Raw genomic sequence first — 14,623 nt, 5'->3', positions numbered from 1 at the left:
ATCGCCGGCGGTTGACGCGGGGGGTGGGGCAGGGCGTATATTGATAGTTAGCAAACTATGAATATATTTCCGGTTACTCCATGACACTCGATTCACTGCACCTGCAAGTCAGCAGCGGCATGGTGGTTGGCGCACGCCACTGGCGGCGTATCTGCCATACAGCCCTGACCAGCTATGGTATTTCCGAAGCCTGCGCGGTGCCGCTGCTGATGATCGTGCGCCTGGGCGATGGCGTGCATCAGGTCGCGGTGGCCAACGCTGCCGGGCTGGAGAGCCCGTCACTGGTGCGCCTGCTCGACCAGCTGTGCCGAGCCGGGCTGGTCTGTCGCAGTGAAGATCCGCTCGATCGCCGGGCCAAGGCGCTGAGCCTGACTGCCGAGGGCCGGGTACTCGCCGAGTCGATCGAAGGCGAGCTGGTGCGTCTGCGGCGTGACATCCTCAAGGGCATCAGCCAGGCTGATCTGGAGGCCTCGCTGCGAGTGATCCGAGCCTTCGAAGCCGCCGCTCAAGAGCCCATTGAGGGCCTGGCATGAACGGCTTCTTCAGCTCGATGCCGCCTGCCCGCGACTGGTTCTACGGCGTGCGCACCTTTGCCGCGTCGATGATCGCCCTGTACATCGCCCTGCTGATGCAGCTGCCGCGCCCGTACTGGGCGATGGCTACGGTGTACATCGTCTCCAGCCCTTTCGTTGGCCCCACCAGCTCCAAGGCCCTGTACCGCGCCCTCGGCACGCTGCTCGGCGCAGGCGGGGCGATCCTGCTGGTACCGCCGCTGGTACAGTCGCCGTTGTTGCTGTCGGGGGCCATCGCCCTGTGGACAGGGACCTTGCTGTTCCTCTCGCTGAACCTGCGCACCGCCAACAACTACGTGCTGATGCTAGCGGGCTATACCTTGCCGATGATTGCTCTGGCGGTAGTCGACGACCCGCTGGCGGTGTTCGACGTCGCCTCGTCGCGGGCCCAGGAGATCTGCCTGGGCATCGTTTGCGCAGCGGTGGTGGGCGCGATCTTCTGGCCGCGGCGGCTGGCGCCGGTGGTGGTCGGTTCTACCGGCAATTGGTTCGCCGAAGCGATCCGCTACAGCGACAGCTACCTGGCCCGTGATGTCGCGGTCGACAATGTCGCCGCCCTGCGCGCCTCGATGGTTGCCACCTTCAACAGCCTCGAGCTGATGATCGGCCAGCTCGGTCACGAAGGCGCCGGCCCGCATACCTTGAAGAATGCCCGCGAACTGCGTGGCCGGATGATCCACCTGCTGCCGGTCATTGATGCCCTCGACGACGCCCTGCGCGCCCTCGAAGGCCGCGCGCCAGCGCAGTTCAACCTGATTCAGCCGCTGCTGGCCGATGCTCGCGATTGGCTGCAAGGCAGCGCCGAGGATGCTTCGGTGCTGCGCTGGCGCACCCTCAGAGACAAACTCGAATCTCGGCAACCAAGCGCTGCCGCGCTCGATCAGCGGCCCGAACTGCTGCTCTCCAACGCGCTTTACCGACTGACCGAATGGGTCGACCTGTGGCAGGACTGCTGCGCCCTGCAACATGCTTTGCGCACCGATGACGCAACGCCCTGGCGGGCGGTCTACCGGCATTGGCGGCTGGGCCGCCTGACGCCGTTTTTCGACCGTGGGCTGATGCTCTACTCGGTGTTCTCTACGGTTACAGCGATCATCGTCGCCTGCGCATTGTGGATTGGCCTGGGCTGGCACGACGGCGCCAGCGCAGTGATCCTCGCCGCGGTCGCCTGCAGCTTCTTCGCCGCCATGGACGACCCCGCGCCGCAGATCTACCGGTTCTTCTTCTGGACTATGCTGTCGGTGATCTTCTCCAGCCTGTACTTGTTCCTGGTCCTGCCCAACCTGCACGACTTCCCGATGCTGGTGCTGGCCTTCGCCGTGCCGTTCATCTGCGTCGGCACCCTCACCGTGCAGCCGCGCTTCTACCTCGGGACCTTGCTGACCATCGTCAACACCGCGACCTTTGTCAGCATCCAGGGTGCCTACGATGCCGACTTCTTCACCTTCCTCAATGCCAACCTGGCAGGCCCGGTGGGCTTGCTGTTCGCGTTTATCTGGACCTTGCTGATGCGCCCGTTCGGCGTCGAGCTGGCGGCCAAACGGCTGACCCGTTTTGCCTGGCGCGACATCGTCGAAATCACCCAGCCAGCGCCGCTGGCTGAGCAGCGCAAAGTCGGTGTGCAGATGCTCGACCGCCTCATGCAACACCTGCCGCGGCTGTCGCAGACTGGCCAGGACAGCGGCGTGGCCCTGCGTGACCTGCGCGTGGGCCTGAACCTGCTGGACTTACAGGCCTACCTGCCGCGGACTGGCCTGCAAGCACGCGAGGCGCTGCAAACGGTGATCGAAGAAGTCGGCGCCCACTACGCCCAGTGCCTGCGCGCCGGCGAACGCCTGCATGCGCCGCCAGCCCTGCTGCGCAACATGGAACGTGCCCGGCAAAGCCTGGCGCTGGACGATCTGCACGACCGCGGCGATGCCCGCGTGCATTTGCTGCACGCCTTGAGCGGCCTGCGCCTGGCCTTGCTGCCGGGTGTCGAGGTGATGCTTGAGCCCAGTGCCCCCGCGCAACTGCCTGATGGCATCGATGGAGCCCCGCTGTGATTGGTGAACTGGATATCAGCGGGGTGTTCCTGCCCACGCTACTGGTGATGATGATCGGCACCTACCTGCTGTTTCTTGGCGTGCACGCTGTGCTGGTGCGCCTGCATTTCTACCGCCTGGTCTGGCACCGGGCGTTGTTCAACGTTGCCCTGTATGCCGTGCTGCTTGGCGCGGTAGACCACTTTTGCCGAAGCCTGATGCTGCCATGAAAAAACCTTTGTTGACCTTGGGCCGTGTGGTCCTGACCCTGCTGGTAGTGACCTTTGCCGCCGTGCTGATCTGGCAGATGGTGGTGTACTACATGTTTGCCCCATGGACCCGCGACGGGCATATCCGCGCCGACGTGATCCAGATCGCTCCCGATGTGTCCGGGCTGATCCAGCGCGTCGAGGTGCGCGACAACCAGGTGATCAAGCGCGGCGACGTGCTCTTCAGCATCGACCAGGACCGCTTCAGCCTGGCCCTGCGCCACGCCCAGGCGACCCTGAGCGAGCGTCAGGAAACCCTCGCCCAAGCCACCCGCGAAACCCGCCGCAATAAAAAGCTGGGCAATCTGGTCGCGGCCGAGCAACTGGAAGAAAGCCAATCGCGCGAAGCCCGCGCCCGCTCGGCGGTCAATCAGGCTCAGGTCGCGGTCGACAGCGCGCAACTCAACCTTGATCGCTCGGTAGTGCGCAGCCCGGTCGACGGCTACCTCAATGACCGCGCCCCGCGTGCCCATGAGTTCGTTACCGCCGGCCGTGCAGTGCTGTCGGTGGTCGATAGCGGCTCGTACCACGTCGATGGTTATTTCGAAGAGACCAAGCTCGGCGGCATCCATATCGGCGATGCCGTCGACATCCGCGTGATGGGTGACGACACCCGCCTGCGTGGCCACGTCGAAAGCTTTGCCGCCGGCATCGAAGACCGTGACCGTAGCAGCGGCGCCAACCTGCTGCCCAACGTCAACCCGGCGTTCAGCTGGGTACGCCTGGCCCAGCGCATCCCGGTGCGGATTGCCTTCGATCAGGTGCCAGCCGACTTCCGCATGATCGCCGGGCGCACGGCCACAGTGACTATCCTCGAGGGCCAGCGCCCATGAAACGCCTGTTGCTGCTTGGCCTGATCCTGTCACTCGGCGCCTGCCAGATGGTCGGCCCCGACTATCAGGTACCAGAGGACGCTGCGGTCCAGCGCAGCGACCTTAACGGCGCCCTGCGCCAGGACGCCGACAGCGTGGTCTCGGCACCGGTGCCGGAGGACTGGTGGCAGCTGTACCAGGACCCGCGTCTGAACCAGCTGGTACGCCAGGCCCTGGCCAGCAACAGCGAACTGCGCGTGGCGGCAGCCAACATCGCCAAGGCCCGCGCCCAGCTTGAGGTCGCTGAATCGCAGGGCGGCTTTGGGGGTTCCGGCAAGCTTGCTGCGCAACGCCTGCAGGAGTCTGGCGAAGCCTTCCTGCAACCGGAAAAAGTCCCGGTCGCAAACATCGGCGAAGCGATCATCAGCGCCTCCTACCAGTTCGACCTGTGGGGCACCTTCAAGCGCGGCACCGAAGCCGCCCAGGCCAACGCCGACGCCGTCCAGGCCGCCGCCGACACTGCCCGCATCACTTTGGTGGCCGACGTGGTCAAGGCTTACACGCAGGTGTGCTCGGCCAACGAAGAGCTGCACATCGCTCGCCAGTCGCTGGACCTGCAACAGCAAGGCGTGCAACTGACCCAGCGCCTGCGTGATGCCGGCCGTGGTGATGAAACCCAGGTCACTCGCTCGCAAACCCAGCTCAAGTCGTTGAGCGCTGAGTTGCCGCGTTTTCAGGCTGAACGCGAGACGGGCTTGTATACCCTGGCGGCGCTGCTGGCGAAACCTGTCGAGCAACTGCCGGCAGGCACTGCCGATTGCGCCGAGCTGCCGCATCTGGCCCAGCTGATCCCGGTGGGTGATGGCGCTGCACTGCTCAAACGCCGCCCCGACGTGCGCCAGGCCGAACGCCAGTTGGCAGCTGCTACAGCGAGCATCGGTGTCGCTACGGGCGCGTTGTACCCGAATATCAGCATCGGCGCTCAGGTCGGCACCATCGGCATCCTCGACAACCTCGGCGAGCCGTCTACCAACCGCTGGGGCTTTGGCCCGCTGGTCAGCTGGACCATCCCCACCAACGGCACCCGTGCCCGCATTCGCGAGGCCGAGGCCTCGACGCAAGCAGCGCTGGCGCACTTCGACGGGGTGGTGCTCAACGCCATCCGCGAAACCCAGACCCGGCTGGCGCAGTACAGCGCACTGCTCGACCGCCGTGATGCGTTGGCCGAGGCCGAACGTTCGGCCCAGCAAGCGGCCGAGCAGACTCACCGCTACTTCCAGGCCGGGCGCGAGTCGTTCCTGGCGGACCTGCAGGCGACCCGCACCTACACCGACATGCGCGGGCAGCTGGCCGCGGCCAACAGCCAGGTGGCGATGGGGCAGATCAGCGTGTTTCTGGCGTTGGGTGGTGGCTGGAAAGACCCAGCCGGCAAGTGATGCCGGCACGCTGAGCTGATCTACGAACCTGGCCGGTACTGCAACGCCTCAGCCAGATGGGCGCGGCCTATGCTGTCCAACTGCTCCAGATCAGCCAAGGTCCGCGCTACCTTGAGCAGCCGATGGGCCGCGCGCAGCGACAAGGTCAGGCGCTCGCAGGCGTTCTCCAGCCAGCTCTGGTCCTCTGCACTCAAACCGCAATAACGGCGCAGGCCATTGAGGTCGAGAAACGCATTGGCACAGCCCTGCCGGCGTTGTTGGCGCTCGCGGGCCTCGGCCACCACAGCAGCGACGCCGGCACTGGTTTCGCCGCTGGGCTGGTTGGTCAGCACCGTGCTCTCGCGGGCTACGGTCAGATGCAGGTCAATCCGATCTAGCAGCGGCCCGGACAACTTGTTGCGGTAACGCTGGATCAGCTCGGTACTGCAGCGACAGCGGCCGGTGGGGTCGCCCAGATAGCCGCAGGGGCACGGGTTCATCGCTGCCACCAACTGAAAGCGGGCAGGGAAGCGCACTTTGTCCTTGGCCCGCGCCACCACGATCTCGCCGCTCTCCAGTGGCTCGCGCAACACCTCCAGCACCCGCCGCTCGAACTCCGGTAGTTCATCAAGAAACAGCACACCGTGGTGGGCGAGGGTGATCTCCCCCGGCTGTGGCCGACTGCCGCCACCGACCAGGGCCGGCCCGGAGGCCGAGTGATGCGGATGTCGGAACGGCCGCTGCGGCCAACTGCTCAACGGCGTGCGCCCGCTCACCGATTGAATCGCCGCCACCTCCAGCGCCTCATGCTCATCCAGCGGCGGTAGCAAGCCAGGCAGGCGGCTCGCAAGCAAGGTCTTGCCGGTGCCTGGCGGGCCGGTAAACAGCAGGTTGTGGGCACCCGCCGCCGCCAGCAGCAGCGCCCGTTTGGCAGCCACCTGGCCCTGCACTTCGCTCAAATCCGGGTAAGGCTTGCTCTGCAGCACCAACCCATTGGCCGCGTAAGGCGCCAACGGCACCTGGCCGTTGAGGTGGGCGACCAGCTCCTGTAGATGGGCAACCGCATACACCACCAATCCACTGGCCAGGCTCGCCTCCTCGGCATTGTCCCGCGGCACCACCAGTGCCCGGCCGGCATCGCGTGCCGCCAGCGCCGCAGGCAGGACCCCCTGCACCGCACGCACGGCGCCGGACAAGGCCAGCTCGCCCAGGCACTCAATCTCGCTCAGCTGGGCAACCGGCACCTGCGCATCGGCCGCCAGAATGCCCAGGGCAATGGCTAGGTCGTAGCGCCCGCCGTCCTTGGGCAGGTCGGCAGGGGCGAGGCTCTGGGTAATGCGCCGGGCGGGGTAGTTCAGGCCCGAGTTGACGATGGCGCTGCGCACCCGGTCCTTGCTCTCTTTGACGGTGGTTTCCGGCAGGCCGACCAGCGTCAGCGTGGGCAGGCCATTGGCGAGATGGGTCTCGACACTGACGGCAGGCGCCTCGACGCCGACCTGGGCGCGGCTGTGAACAAGGGCGAGGGACATGGACACTCCGTAGTCGCTGATGAACGCCGCGTCCTGCGGCACGTCATCAGCGTAGCGGGGTGTTGTGTGGCTGCTTCGGGAAGAGTGCTTCTGGGTTTTGCAGGGGGCCTTTAGGAAGCCGCTTGATCCGCCGCCGGTTCAGCCGCCTGCGCCGCTGGCGCCGCACTCATCCGTGCATCCAGCTCAGCAACCTGCTTCTCCAGCGCCTCAAGCCGCGCACGGGTGCGTGCAAGCACAACCATCTGGCTGTCGAATTCTTCCCGGCTGACCAGGTCGAGCTTGCTGAAGGCGCCCTGCATAAGCACCTTGAACTGGCTTTCCAGTTCAGCGCGGGGCTGGGCAGTGTCACCGTTGAACAGGCGCGAGGCCTGGCCGCTGAGGGCGTCTAGAAATGCTTTGGGCGCGAGCATGGTGGGCTGTCCGCTTGATCGAAAAAAGAGCCCAAGTGTAGCACGCCGGTATGAAGGCCCTTTGCCGCACGCTTTTCGCGCATTCAGGAGATAACCTGCGCACCAAAACCGTGCAGGTTTTCACTGATGGCGACTGGCCCAATCTGAACATTCCACGCAACTCGCTGTTTCCCGAGCATTTCCAGGTTTTGGCAAGGTTTCTGCAATGACCTTTACGAGCCATGCACTGATGCGGGTCCTTGTGACCAGGCAGTGCGCAGGCCGCGCCGCGAGGCGTTTGTTCAGCGTCACTTGCGAGATCGACGCCGAGCCATGCCAACGATGCGTTACAAAGCCGAGCACTGCGCTTAGACTTGAGACGGGTTTGTTTTCCTGGGGCAAGTCCACCAAATCGGGAGAGTTTCATGAAGCTAGTCACTGCCATCATCAAGCCGTTCAAACTGGACGACGTTCGCGAGTCGCTGTCGGAAATCGGCGTGCAGGGCATCACCGTCACTGAAGTCAAAGGCTTCGGTCGGCAGAAGGGCCACACCGAGCTGTATCGCGGTGCTGAATACGTGGTCGACTTCCTGCCCAAAGTGAAGATCGACGTTGCCATCGACGACAAGGATCTGGACCGGGTAATCGAGGCCATCACCAAGGCCGCCAACACCGGCAAGATCGGTGACGGCAAGATTTTCGTAGTCAATCTGGAGCAGGCGATCCGCATCCGTACCGGCGAAACCGATACCGACGCGATCTAAGCGACACAACAAAGCCTCACCAAACCCAACGCCCCAGGAGAAAACAACATGACTCTGCGTCAGATCGCAGGGCTAGGCGCCCTATTGTCCCTCGCAATGCCAGGCCTCGCGCTGGCCGAGGAAGCTGTCCCTACGCTGAACTCCGGCGACACCGCATGGATGCTCACTGCGACGGCGTTGGTACTGTTCATGACCATTCCAGGTCTGGCCCTGTTCTACGGCGGCATGGTCCGCTCCAAGAACGTGCTTTCGGTGATGATGCAGTGCTTCGCCATCACCGGCCTGATCAGCATCCTGTGGATGGTGTACGGCTATAGCCTGGCCTTCGATACCACCGGTATGGAAAAAGGCGTGCTCAACTTCAGCTCGTTCGTGGGCGGCTTCTCCAAAGCCTTCCTCAACGGCGTGACCCCAGCCAGCCTGACGGCGGCCTTCCCGGAAGCAGTGTTCATCACCTTCCAGATGACCTTCGCCATCATCACTCCCGCGCTGATCGTCGGTGCCTTCGCCGAGCGGATGAAGTTCTCGGCGATGCTGATCTTCATGGCAGTGTGGTTCACGCTGGTCTATGCGCCTATCGCGCACATGGTCTGGAGCGGCGACGGCGCACTGATGTGGGACTGGGGCGTACTCGACTTCGCTGGTGGCACCGTGGTGCACATCAACGCCGGTATCGCGGGCCTGGTCTGCTGCCTGGTGCTGGGCAAGCGTAAAGGCTACCCAACCACGCCAATGGCACCGCACAACCTGGGCTACACCCTGATCGGCGCAGCCATGCTGTGGATCGGCTGGTTCGGCTTCAACGCAGGCTCCGCCGCAGCTGCCAACGGCACCGCCGGCATGGCCATGCTGGTCACCCAGATCGCCACCGCCGCTGCGGCGCTGGGCTGGATGTTCGCCGAGTGGATCTTCCACGGCAAACCAAGCGCACTGGGCATCGCTTCGGGTGTAGTGGCAGGCCTGGTGGCAATTACCCCGGCAGCCGGCACCGTGGGCCCGATGGGCGCTCTGGTGATCGGCCTGGCCTCGGGTGTGATCTGCTACTTCTGCGCCACCAGCCTCAAACGCAAGCTGGGCTATGACGACTCGCTGGATGCATTCGGTGTACACGGTATCGGCGGCATCGTCGGCGCCTTGCTCACCGGTATCTTCGCGGCACCGGCTCTGGGCGGCTTCGGCGCGGTGGACGACATCGGCGCGCAGTTCTGGATTCAGGCCAAGGGCGTGATCTTCACCGTGGTCTACACCGCTATCGTCACCTACATCATCCTCAAGGTGCTGGATATGGTGATGGGCCTGCGGGTCACCGAAGAAGAAGAGTCGGTCGGCCTCGACCTGGCGCAACACAACGAGCGTGGTTACAACCTGTAATCACGACGAAAAAAATTGCCCGGTTCGCCGGGCATTTTTTTGTCTGAATTTCGCAGTTTCGTGCAGAGCAAACGGTTTATCCGTTACGTTCGCGACGGATGCCAAAAACTTACGACCTGCAGTGCGTTTATGGAGCTTTGCTTTTTCTGCGAGCACGCTAGAATGCGCGCCGGAGAGTGCTGAAGAGTTAATCTCGCGCTTCTTCCAGCCTTTGCTAGGCTTGCCAATATCGTATGGCCAGCACCGGCTCAGGGATTTCGTCAGGCTCTGCCAGCAGCAGGGCCTGCAGGGTAGCGCTGCTCATCCAGCAGCGCATGCTCAAGGGCAGTGGCCAAACCCACGGCCAGTTGAATTTTCACTGGTGGCTGCCGGTCTACGGCAACACTGGTCTATAACCAACCTGCTTTTCGCAAGCCATGAGGTAGAACATGAGCGACGACGATCTGGAAACTGACGACCTCGAAGTAGGCGACGAAGACGAGGCTGATGAAGGTCTTGAGGCTGCTGCCGATGACGGCGTCGAAGACGCTGGCGACGACACCCCGGTACCTGCTGCCAAAGGCAAGTCCAAGGCTGCCGTGACGGTAGACGACATGCCGAGCATGGAGGCCAAGCAGAAAGAGCGCGACGCCCTGGCCCGTGCCATGGAAGAGTTCTTGAATCGCGGTGGCAAGGTGCAGGAAGTGGAGGCCAATGTGGTCGCCGATCCGCCCAAGAAGCCCGACAACAAGTACGGCAGCCGCCCTATCTGAGTGGTTGTCTGCAAAAAAGCCCGCCGTCGCTGCGGGCTTTTTTGTGGCTGCTGTTCAGCGCCAGCGGGCGAGTACTTCAGGCAGCTGCGACAGCCGCTGAATCTGCGCATCAGGCGCTTTATCGCCGGTCCAGGCCTTACCCTGTGGGTTGAACCATACCGCGCGCAGGCCGGCCCGCTGGGCCCCGGCGATATCGTCGCCAGGGTGATCGCCAACGTGCACTGCGGCTTCAGCCGGCGCATCACCGCGCTTCAAGGCCTCAAGAAACGGCGCCGGGTCCGGCTTGCCGATGCCAAGGTCCTCGGCGCACAGGGCAAACTTGAAGTAATCGGCCAGGCCAATGCGGGCGACGTCGGCGTTGCCATTGGTGACCACACCCAGGGTGTAGCGCTGGCGCAGGATCTCCAGCACCGGTTGCACTTCAGGGAACACCTCGACCTGATTACGCGCGTGTAAAAACACCTCGAAGCCTTCGTTGGCCAATTGCTGCGCTTGCTGGTCGCTGTAGCCGACGTCACGCAGGGCGTGGTTGAGTACGCGCCGACGCAGGGCGCTGATGCGGTGCTTCAGGCCGGGCTCGGCTTGCACCAGGCGTTCACGGATGGCGTACAGGTGCTCGACTGCCACGCCGCCCAGGCGCGGGGCGTTGGCTTCGAGCCAGTCGCGCAGCACGGTCTCGGCGCTGAGGATCACTGGCGCGGTGTCCCACAAGGTATCGTCGAGGTCGAAGGTGATCAGCTGGATGCTCATGAGTCGTTGCCCTTGCTGCGTTTGGCCCGGGGATGGGCGCTGTCGTAGACCGCTGCCAGGTGCTGGAAGTCCAGGTGGGTATAGATCTGTGTGGTGCTGATGTCGGCATGGCCGAGCATCTCCTGCACCGCCCGCAGGTCCTGGGACGATTCCAGCATATGGCTGGCGAAGGAATGGCGAAGCATGTGCGGGTGCAGGTGCTGGCCCAGCTCGCGCTCGCCGGCCGCCTTGACCCGTAACTGAATGGCTCGCGGGCCGAGTCGCCGGCCCTGGCGGCTGACAAACACCGCGTTGTCCTGCGGCGCACTGATGCCGCGCAGCTTGAGCCACTCCTGCAGCGCCTCGCGGGCCTTGCGGCCGACCGGCAGCACGCGGGTCTTGCTGCCCTTGCCCTGCACCTGCACTAGGCCGTCGGCGAGGTCGAGGTGCTCGAGATCGAGGTTGGTCAGCTCGGACAAGCGCAAACCAGAGGAATAGAACAGCTCGAGAATGGCCTGGTCGCGGCGGGCAATGAAGTCGTCGTCGACGCCACCGTCCAGCAGTTGCAAAGCGCGGTCGGCATCCAACGCCTTGGGCAGGCGGCGCTCGCCCTTGGGCGGCGCCAGGCCATTGGCCGGGTCGTGCTCGCAGAGGCCTTCGCGGTTCAGGTAGCGGTACAGCCCGCGCACCGCCGAGAGCAGCCGGGCGATGCTGCGCGAGGACTGCCCGTGATGATGCTGGCGGGCAACCAACTGGCGCAGTTGCTGGATGTGCAGTGCGCCCCAGTTGGTAATGCCTTGGGCACCGCAGTATTCGAGGACTTTCTCCAGGTCGCGACGGTACGCTTGCTGGGTGTGCGGCGATACCTGGCGCTCATTGCGCAGATGCGCGCAATAAGCCTCCAGCTGGCGCTCCATCAGCGCACCGGTCGCAGGGTCTGGGTGAGCCGTGGAACCACCCGGCCAAGCACTTCAGCGATGTAGCTGAGGAACAACGTACCGACGCTGCTCTTGTAGTGCTGCGGGTCGTGGCTGCCGATCGCCAGCACGCCATGCAGGCCCTGATATTCCAGGGTGGCCACCGCGCTGGAGCCGACGTCCTTGCGTTGCTCTTCGCCAAACAGGAACGCCAGCTCGTGCTCACGCAGGTTGCCGCTGACCGTCTTGCCGCTGCCCAGCAGGGCGCCGATGGCCTGTTGCGCCTCGGCATTGCTGACCCAGCGGCCGACCGGTGTGGCGTTTTCACCAAACAGGATCAGGCTGACGAAGGGCACTTTGAATTCCTGGCGCAGGCTGTCTTCGACGGCCATCACCACTTCTTCCAGGCTGCTGGCATCGAGCAGGTCGAGGATCAGCCGGCGGGTCTTGTCGAACAGCCGGTCGTTGTCGCGGGCGACGTCCATCAGTTGCGACAAGCGATGGCGCATCTCGATATTACGGTCGCGCAACAGCTTCAGCTGGCGCTCCACCAGCGACACGCTGTCGCCGCGCTGGTGCGGGATCTGCTGTTCGAGCAGCAGTTCGTCGTGCTCGGCAAAAAACGCCGGGTGCGCACGCAGGTAGGCAACCACCGCCTCGGCATCGAGGTCGGTGGCCTGTTCGGGTAAAACCTGTGGCTGATCGGTCATGGCGCTTACTCGGTTAGAGGCGAACCTGTCCTTCATAGACGCGCACGGCAGGGCCGGTCATCAATACCGGTTGGCCGGGGCCTGCCCACTCGATGCTCAGGCGCCCGCCTGGCAGGTCGATGGACACGGGCGAATCCATCCAGCCCTGGCTGATAGCGGCCACGGCAGCGGCGCAGGCGCCGGTACCGCAGGCTTGGGTTTCACCGGCGCCACGTTCCCATACCCGCAGGTTGGCGCGGTGGCGGTCGACAATCTGGATAAAGCCGGCGTTGACCCGCTGCGGGAAGCGCGGGTGGTGTTCGATCTTCGGCCCCAGCTCGTGCACCGGTGCGGTCAGGACATCGTCGACGCGCAGCACGGAGTGAGGGTTGCCCATCGAAACGGCGGCAATCGAGTAGTTCTGGCCGTCGACTTCCAGCGCGTAGCTCAGCGCCTGCTCGGCAGCCTGGAACGGGATCTGCTCCGGGTCCAGCCGCGGCGGGCCCATGTCGACGCAGATCTGGCCGTCGTTGCGCACGTCCAGCTCGATGATGCCGCCTTTGGTTTCGACGCGGATGAGCTTTTTCGCGGTCAGACGCTTGTCCAGCACGAAGCGCGCAAAGCAGCGCGCACCGTTGCCGCACTGCTCGACCTCGGAGCCATCGGCATTGAAGATCCGGTAGCGGAAGTCCACGTCCGGATTGTTCGGTGCTTCGACGATCAGCAACTGGTCGAAACCGATACCGGTGTGCCGATCACCCCATTGCTTGGCGTGCTTGGGCTGGATGTGCGCGTGCTGGCTGACCAGGTCGAGGACCATGAAGTCGTTGCCCAGGCCGTGCATTTTGGTAAAACGCAGCAGCATGGGTTCACTCCGGCAGCAGGCTTTCGCCGGCGAACAGTTCGGCGACGGTCTCGCGACGGCGCACTTCGAAGGCCTGGTCAGCGTCGACCAGCACCTCGGCGCAACGACCGCGGGTGTTGTAGTTCGAGCTCATGACAAAACCATAGGCGCCCGCCGACTCGACGGCCAGCAGATCGCCCTCGGCCAGGTTCAGCGTGCGGTCCTTGGCGAGGAAGTCGCCGGTCTCGCAGATCGGCCCGACGATATCGTAGGCACGACCATCACCGGCACGCGGCTGCACGGCACTGACACCCATCCAGGCCTGGTACAGGGCCGGGCGGATCAGGTCGTTCATGGCTGCATCGACCACAGCGAAGTCTTTGTGCTCGGTGTGCTTGAGGTACTCGACGCGGGTCAGCAGGACGCCGGCGTTGGCCACGATGTAGCGGCCGGGCTCGAACACCAGGGCCAGGTCGCGATCGCCAACGCGCTCGCGGATGGCCTTGACGTATTCACCGGCCGATGGCGGCTGTTCGTCGCAGTAACGCACACCGATACCGCCGCCCAGGTCCAGGTGGCGCAACAGGATGCCACACTCGCCGAGGCGGTCGACCAGTACCAGCAGGCGGTCAAGGGCATCGAGGAACGGCTCCAGCGTGGTCAGCTGCGAGCCGATATGGCAGTCGACGCCGACCACTTCCAAGTTCGGCAACTGTGCGGCGCGCACATAGACTTCTTCGGCATCGGCAATGGCGATACCGAACTTGTTTTCCTTGAGGCCGGTGGAGATGTACGGGTGGGTGCCAGCATCGACATCCGGGTTGACCCGCAGCGACACCGGCGCCACTTTGCCCATCTCGGCAGCCACGACCTGCAGGCGCTCGAGCTCATCGGTGGACTCGACGTTGAAGCAGTGCACGCCCACTTCCAGCGCACGGCGCATGTCTTCGCGGGTTTTGCCGACGCCGGAGAAGACCACGCGGTCGGCGCGCCCGCCAGCGGCCAGCACGCGCTCCAGCTCGCCGCCGGAGACGATGTCGAAACCTGCGCCCAGACGGGCCAGCACATTCAGCACACCAATGTTGGAGTTGGCCTTGACCGCAAAGCACACCAGGTGCTCGACGCCTTGTAGGGCATCGGCATAGCTGCGGTACTGCGCCTCGATGTGGGCACGCGAGTAGACGTAGGTCGGGGTGCCGAACTGTTCAGCAATGGCCGACAGGGCCACGCCTTCCGCGAACAGCTGGCCGTCGCGGTAGTTGAAAGCGTCCATTGGATTTCCTTACTGCGCTGGCGGCTGCTCTGGGTCTTGCTCTTGCTGCGGCGCTGGCTGCGGCGAGGGCTGAGCGTGCTGGTGCTGGTGCGACTTGTTGGCCTTGCCGTCCTTGCCGTCTTCAGGCAGGAACAGGGGGCCTTTCTGACCGCAGGCCGAAACGAGGCAGGCAACCGCGACCAGCGCCGCGAGGGAGGAAATCAGGCGCTTCATTGGTGAAATCCTTGAAATAAGCAGTATTGCGCCCGAGTATACCCAGCGCCTGCCTGATTGC

Annotated in this window: 16 protein-coding genes; 8 read left to right on the top strand and 8 right to left on the bottom strand. The window is 64.3% G+C overall.

Annotation, left to right across the window (positions count from 1 at the left end):
• Positions 1 to 80: 80 nt before the first annotated feature.
• Genes AC58X1_RS18405 through AC58X1_RS18385 form a run of 5 tightly spaced genes read left to right on the top strand, consistent with a single transcriptional unit; the run spans position 81 to position 5,113 of the window.
• On the top strand, positions 81 to 533 hold the full coding sequence (locus tag AC58X1_RS18405; protein ID WP_150571430.1) for a MarR family winged helix-turn-helix transcriptional regulator: 453 nt from the start codon (positions 81 to 83) through the stop codon (positions 531 to 533).
• Positions 530 to 2,617: an FUSC family protein gene (locus tag AC58X1_RS18400; protein ID WP_497429277.1), complete on the top strand. Its 2,088-nt coding sequence runs from the start codon at positions 530 to 532 to the stop codon at positions 2,615 to 2,617. The genes AC58X1_RS18405 and AC58X1_RS18400 overlap by 4 nt, the downstream gene beginning before the upstream one ends.
• On the top strand, positions 2,614 to 2,826 hold the full coding sequence (locus tag AC58X1_RS18395; RefSeq protein WP_101322650.1) for a DUF1656 domain-containing protein: 213 nt from the start codon (positions 2,614 to 2,616) through the stop codon (positions 2,824 to 2,826). The genes AC58X1_RS18400 and AC58X1_RS18395 overlap by 4 nt, the downstream gene beginning before the upstream one ends.
• Positions 2,823 to 3,698, top strand: a complete 876-nt coding sequence (locus tag AC58X1_RS18390) for an efflux RND transporter periplasmic adaptor subunit (RefSeq protein ID WP_150571428.1) — start codon at positions 2,823 to 2,825, stop codon at positions 3,696 to 3,698. The genes AC58X1_RS18395 and AC58X1_RS18390 overlap by 4 nt, the downstream gene beginning before the upstream one ends.
• Positions 3,695 to 5,113, top strand: coding sequence for an efflux transporter outer membrane subunit (locus AC58X1_RS18385; protein ID WP_497429276.1), 1,419 nt, complete (start codon positions 3,695 to 3,697; stop codon positions 5,111 to 5,113). The genes AC58X1_RS18390 and AC58X1_RS18385 overlap by 4 nt, the downstream gene beginning before the upstream one ends.
• A 20-nt stretch (positions 5,114 to 5,133) precedes the next feature.
• On the opposite strand, the gene AC58X1_RS18380 is transcribed toward AC58X1_RS18385, so the two are convergent.
• Together AC58X1_RS18380 and AC58X1_RS18375 are read right to left on the bottom strand one after the other, a co-directional pair.
• Positions 5,134 to 6,621 carry a YifB family Mg chelatase-like AAA ATPase gene (locus tag AC58X1_RS18380; protein WP_188036882.1) on the bottom strand — a complete coding sequence of 496 codons (1,488 nt, stop codon included), beginning with the start codon at positions 6,619 to 6,621 and terminating at the stop codon, positions 5,134 to 5,136.
• Positions 6,622 to 6,731: 110 nt separating this feature from the next.
• Complete coding sequence (locus AC58X1_RS18375; RefSeq protein WP_497429275.1) at positions 6,732 to 7,031, bottom strand: accessory factor UbiK family protein; 300 nt, start codon at positions 7,029 to 7,031, stop codon at positions 6,732 to 6,734.
• Between the two features lie 404 nt (positions 7,032 to 7,435).
• Between AC58X1_RS18375 and glnK the strand changes: the two genes are divergently transcribed.
• The 3 genes from glnK (at position 7,436) to sutA (ending at position 9,897) form a co-directional block, all read left to right on the top strand.
• Positions 7,436 to 7,774: a P-II family nitrogen regulator gene (gene glnK / locus AC58X1_RS18370; RefSeq protein ID WP_002555808.1), complete on the top strand. Its 339-nt coding sequence runs from the start codon at positions 7,436 to 7,438 to the stop codon at positions 7,772 to 7,774.
• A gap of 48 nt (positions 7,775 to 7,822) precedes the next feature.
• The gene (locus AC58X1_RS18365; protein WP_101322645.1) at positions 7,823 to 9,145 is read left to right on the top strand and encodes an ammonium transporter; all 1,323 of its coding nucleotides are present in this window, start codon (positions 7,823 to 7,825) and stop codon (positions 9,143 to 9,145) included.
• A 428-nt stretch (positions 9,146 to 9,573) separates the two neighbouring features.
• Positions 9,574 to 9,897 (top strand): dormancy-specific transcriptional regulator SutA, encoded by a 324-nt coding sequence (gene sutA / locus AC58X1_RS18360; protein WP_101322644.1) that lies wholly within the window; start codon positions 9,574 to 9,576, stop codon positions 9,895 to 9,897.
• A 54-nt stretch (positions 9,898 to 9,951) separates the two neighbouring features.
• Here sutA and AC58X1_RS18355 read toward each other — a convergent pair whose 3' ends face one another.
• The 6 genes from AC58X1_RS18355 to lptM are packed head-to-tail and all read right to left on the bottom strand — an operon-like array spanning position 9,952 to position 14,562.
• A complete protein-coding gene (locus tag AC58X1_RS18355; protein WP_150571423.1) occupies positions 9,952 to 10,647 on the bottom strand; it encodes an HAD family hydrolase in 696 nt (231 codons plus the stop codon).
• Complete coding sequence (xerC, locus tag AC58X1_RS18350; protein WP_101322642.1) at positions 10,644 to 11,543, bottom strand: tyrosine recombinase XerC; 900 nt, start codon at positions 11,541 to 11,543, stop codon at positions 10,644 to 10,646. Before xerC ends, AC58X1_RS18355 begins: the two co-directional genes overlap by 4 nt.
• Positions 11,543 to 12,253 carry a DUF484 family protein gene (locus AC58X1_RS18345; protein ID WP_101322641.1) on the bottom strand — a complete coding sequence of 237 codons (711 nt, stop codon included), beginning with the start codon at positions 12,251 to 12,253 and terminating at the stop codon, positions 11,543 to 11,545. The genes xerC and AC58X1_RS18345 overlap by 1 nt, the downstream gene beginning before the upstream one ends.
• Before the next feature lie 13 nt (positions 12,254 to 12,266).
• Positions 12,267 to 13,097 carry a diaminopimelate epimerase gene (gene dapF, locus AC58X1_RS18340; RefSeq protein ID WP_101322640.1) on the bottom strand — a complete coding sequence of 277 codons (831 nt, stop codon included), beginning with the start codon at positions 13,095 to 13,097 and terminating at the stop codon, positions 12,267 to 12,269.
• Positions 13,098 to 13,101: 4 nt separating this feature from the next.
• On the bottom strand, positions 13,102 to 14,349 hold the full coding sequence (lysA, locus tag AC58X1_RS18335) for a diaminopimelate decarboxylase (protein WP_150571421.1): 1,248 nt from the start codon (positions 14,347 to 14,349) through the stop codon (positions 13,102 to 13,104).
• A 9-nt stretch (positions 14,350 to 14,358) separates the two neighbouring features.
• Positions 14,359 to 14,562, bottom strand: a complete 204-nt coding sequence (lptM, locus tag AC58X1_RS18330; protein WP_101322638.1) for an LPS translocon maturation chaperone LptM — start codon at positions 14,560 to 14,562, stop codon at positions 14,359 to 14,361.
• Positions 14,563 to 14,623 lie beyond the last annotated feature (61 nt).

The organism is Pseudomonas sp. PGPR N4, from assembly GCF_059693665.1.
The sequence above is the reverse complement of the archived record's forward strand: the minus strand, read 5'-3'. Positions and strand labels throughout refer to the sequence as shown.

What these genes read in the sequence shown, in the direction of transcription:
- AC58X1_RS18365 (WP_101322645.1), top strand. Translation starts at nt 7,823, where the DNA reads ATGACTCTGCGTCAGATCGCAGGGCTAGGCGCCCTATTGTCCCTCGCA.
- xerC (WP_101322642.1), bottom strand. Translation starts at nt 11,543, where the DNA reads ATGGAGCGCCAGCTGGAGGCTTATTGCGCGCATCTGCGCAATGAGCGC.
- AC58X1_RS18390 (WP_150571428.1), top strand. Translation starts at nt 2,823, where the DNA reads ATGAAAAAACCTTTGTTGACCTTGGGCCGTGTGGTCCTGACCCTGCTG.
- AC58X1_RS18385 (WP_497429276.1), top strand. Translation starts at nt 3,695, where the DNA reads ATGAAACGCCTGTTGCTGCTTGGCCTGATCCTGTCACTCGGCGCCTGC.
- sutA (WP_101322644.1), top strand. Translation starts at nt 9,574, where the DNA reads ATGAGCGACGACGATCTGGAAACTGACGACCTCGAAGTAGGCGACGAA.
- lysA (WP_150571421.1), bottom strand. Translation starts at nt 14,349, where the DNA reads ATGGACGCTTTCAACTACCGCGACGGCCAGCTGTTCGCGGAAGGCGTG.
- glnK (WP_002555808.1), top strand. Translation starts at nt 7,436, where the DNA reads ATGAAGCTAGTCACTGCCATCATCAAGCCGTTCAAACTGGACGACGTT.
- dapF (WP_101322640.1), bottom strand. Translation starts at nt 13,097, where the DNA reads ATGCTGCTGCGTTTTACCAAAATGCACGGCCTGGGCAACGACTTCATG.
- AC58X1_RS18375 (WP_497429275.1), bottom strand. Translation starts at nt 7,031, where the DNA reads ATGCTCGCGCCCAAAGCATTTCTAGACGCCCTCAGCGGCCAGGCCTCG.
- AC58X1_RS18345 (WP_101322641.1), bottom strand. Translation starts at nt 12,253, where the DNA reads ATGACCGATCAGCCACAGGTTTTACCCGAACAGGCCACCGACCTCGAT.
- AC58X1_RS18400 (WP_497429277.1), top strand. Translation starts at nt 530, where the DNA reads ATGAACGGCTTCTTCAGCTCGATGCCGCCTGCCCGCGACTGGTTCTAC.
- AC58X1_RS18380 (WP_188036882.1), bottom strand. Translation starts at nt 6,621, where the DNA reads ATGTCCCTCGCCCTTGTTCACAGCCGCGCCCAGGTCGGCGTCGAGGCG.
- AC58X1_RS18355 (WP_150571423.1), bottom strand. Translation starts at nt 10,647, where the DNA reads ATGAGCATCCAGCTGATCACCTTCGACCTCGACGATACCTTGTGGGAC.
- AC58X1_RS18405 (WP_150571430.1), top strand. Translation starts at nt 81, where the DNA reads ATGACACTCGATTCACTGCACCTGCAAGTCAGCAGCGGCATGGTGGTT.
- lptM (WP_101322638.1), bottom strand. Translation starts at nt 14,562, where the DNA reads ATGAAGCGCCTGATTTCCTCCCTCGCGGCGCTGGTCGCGGTTGCCTGC.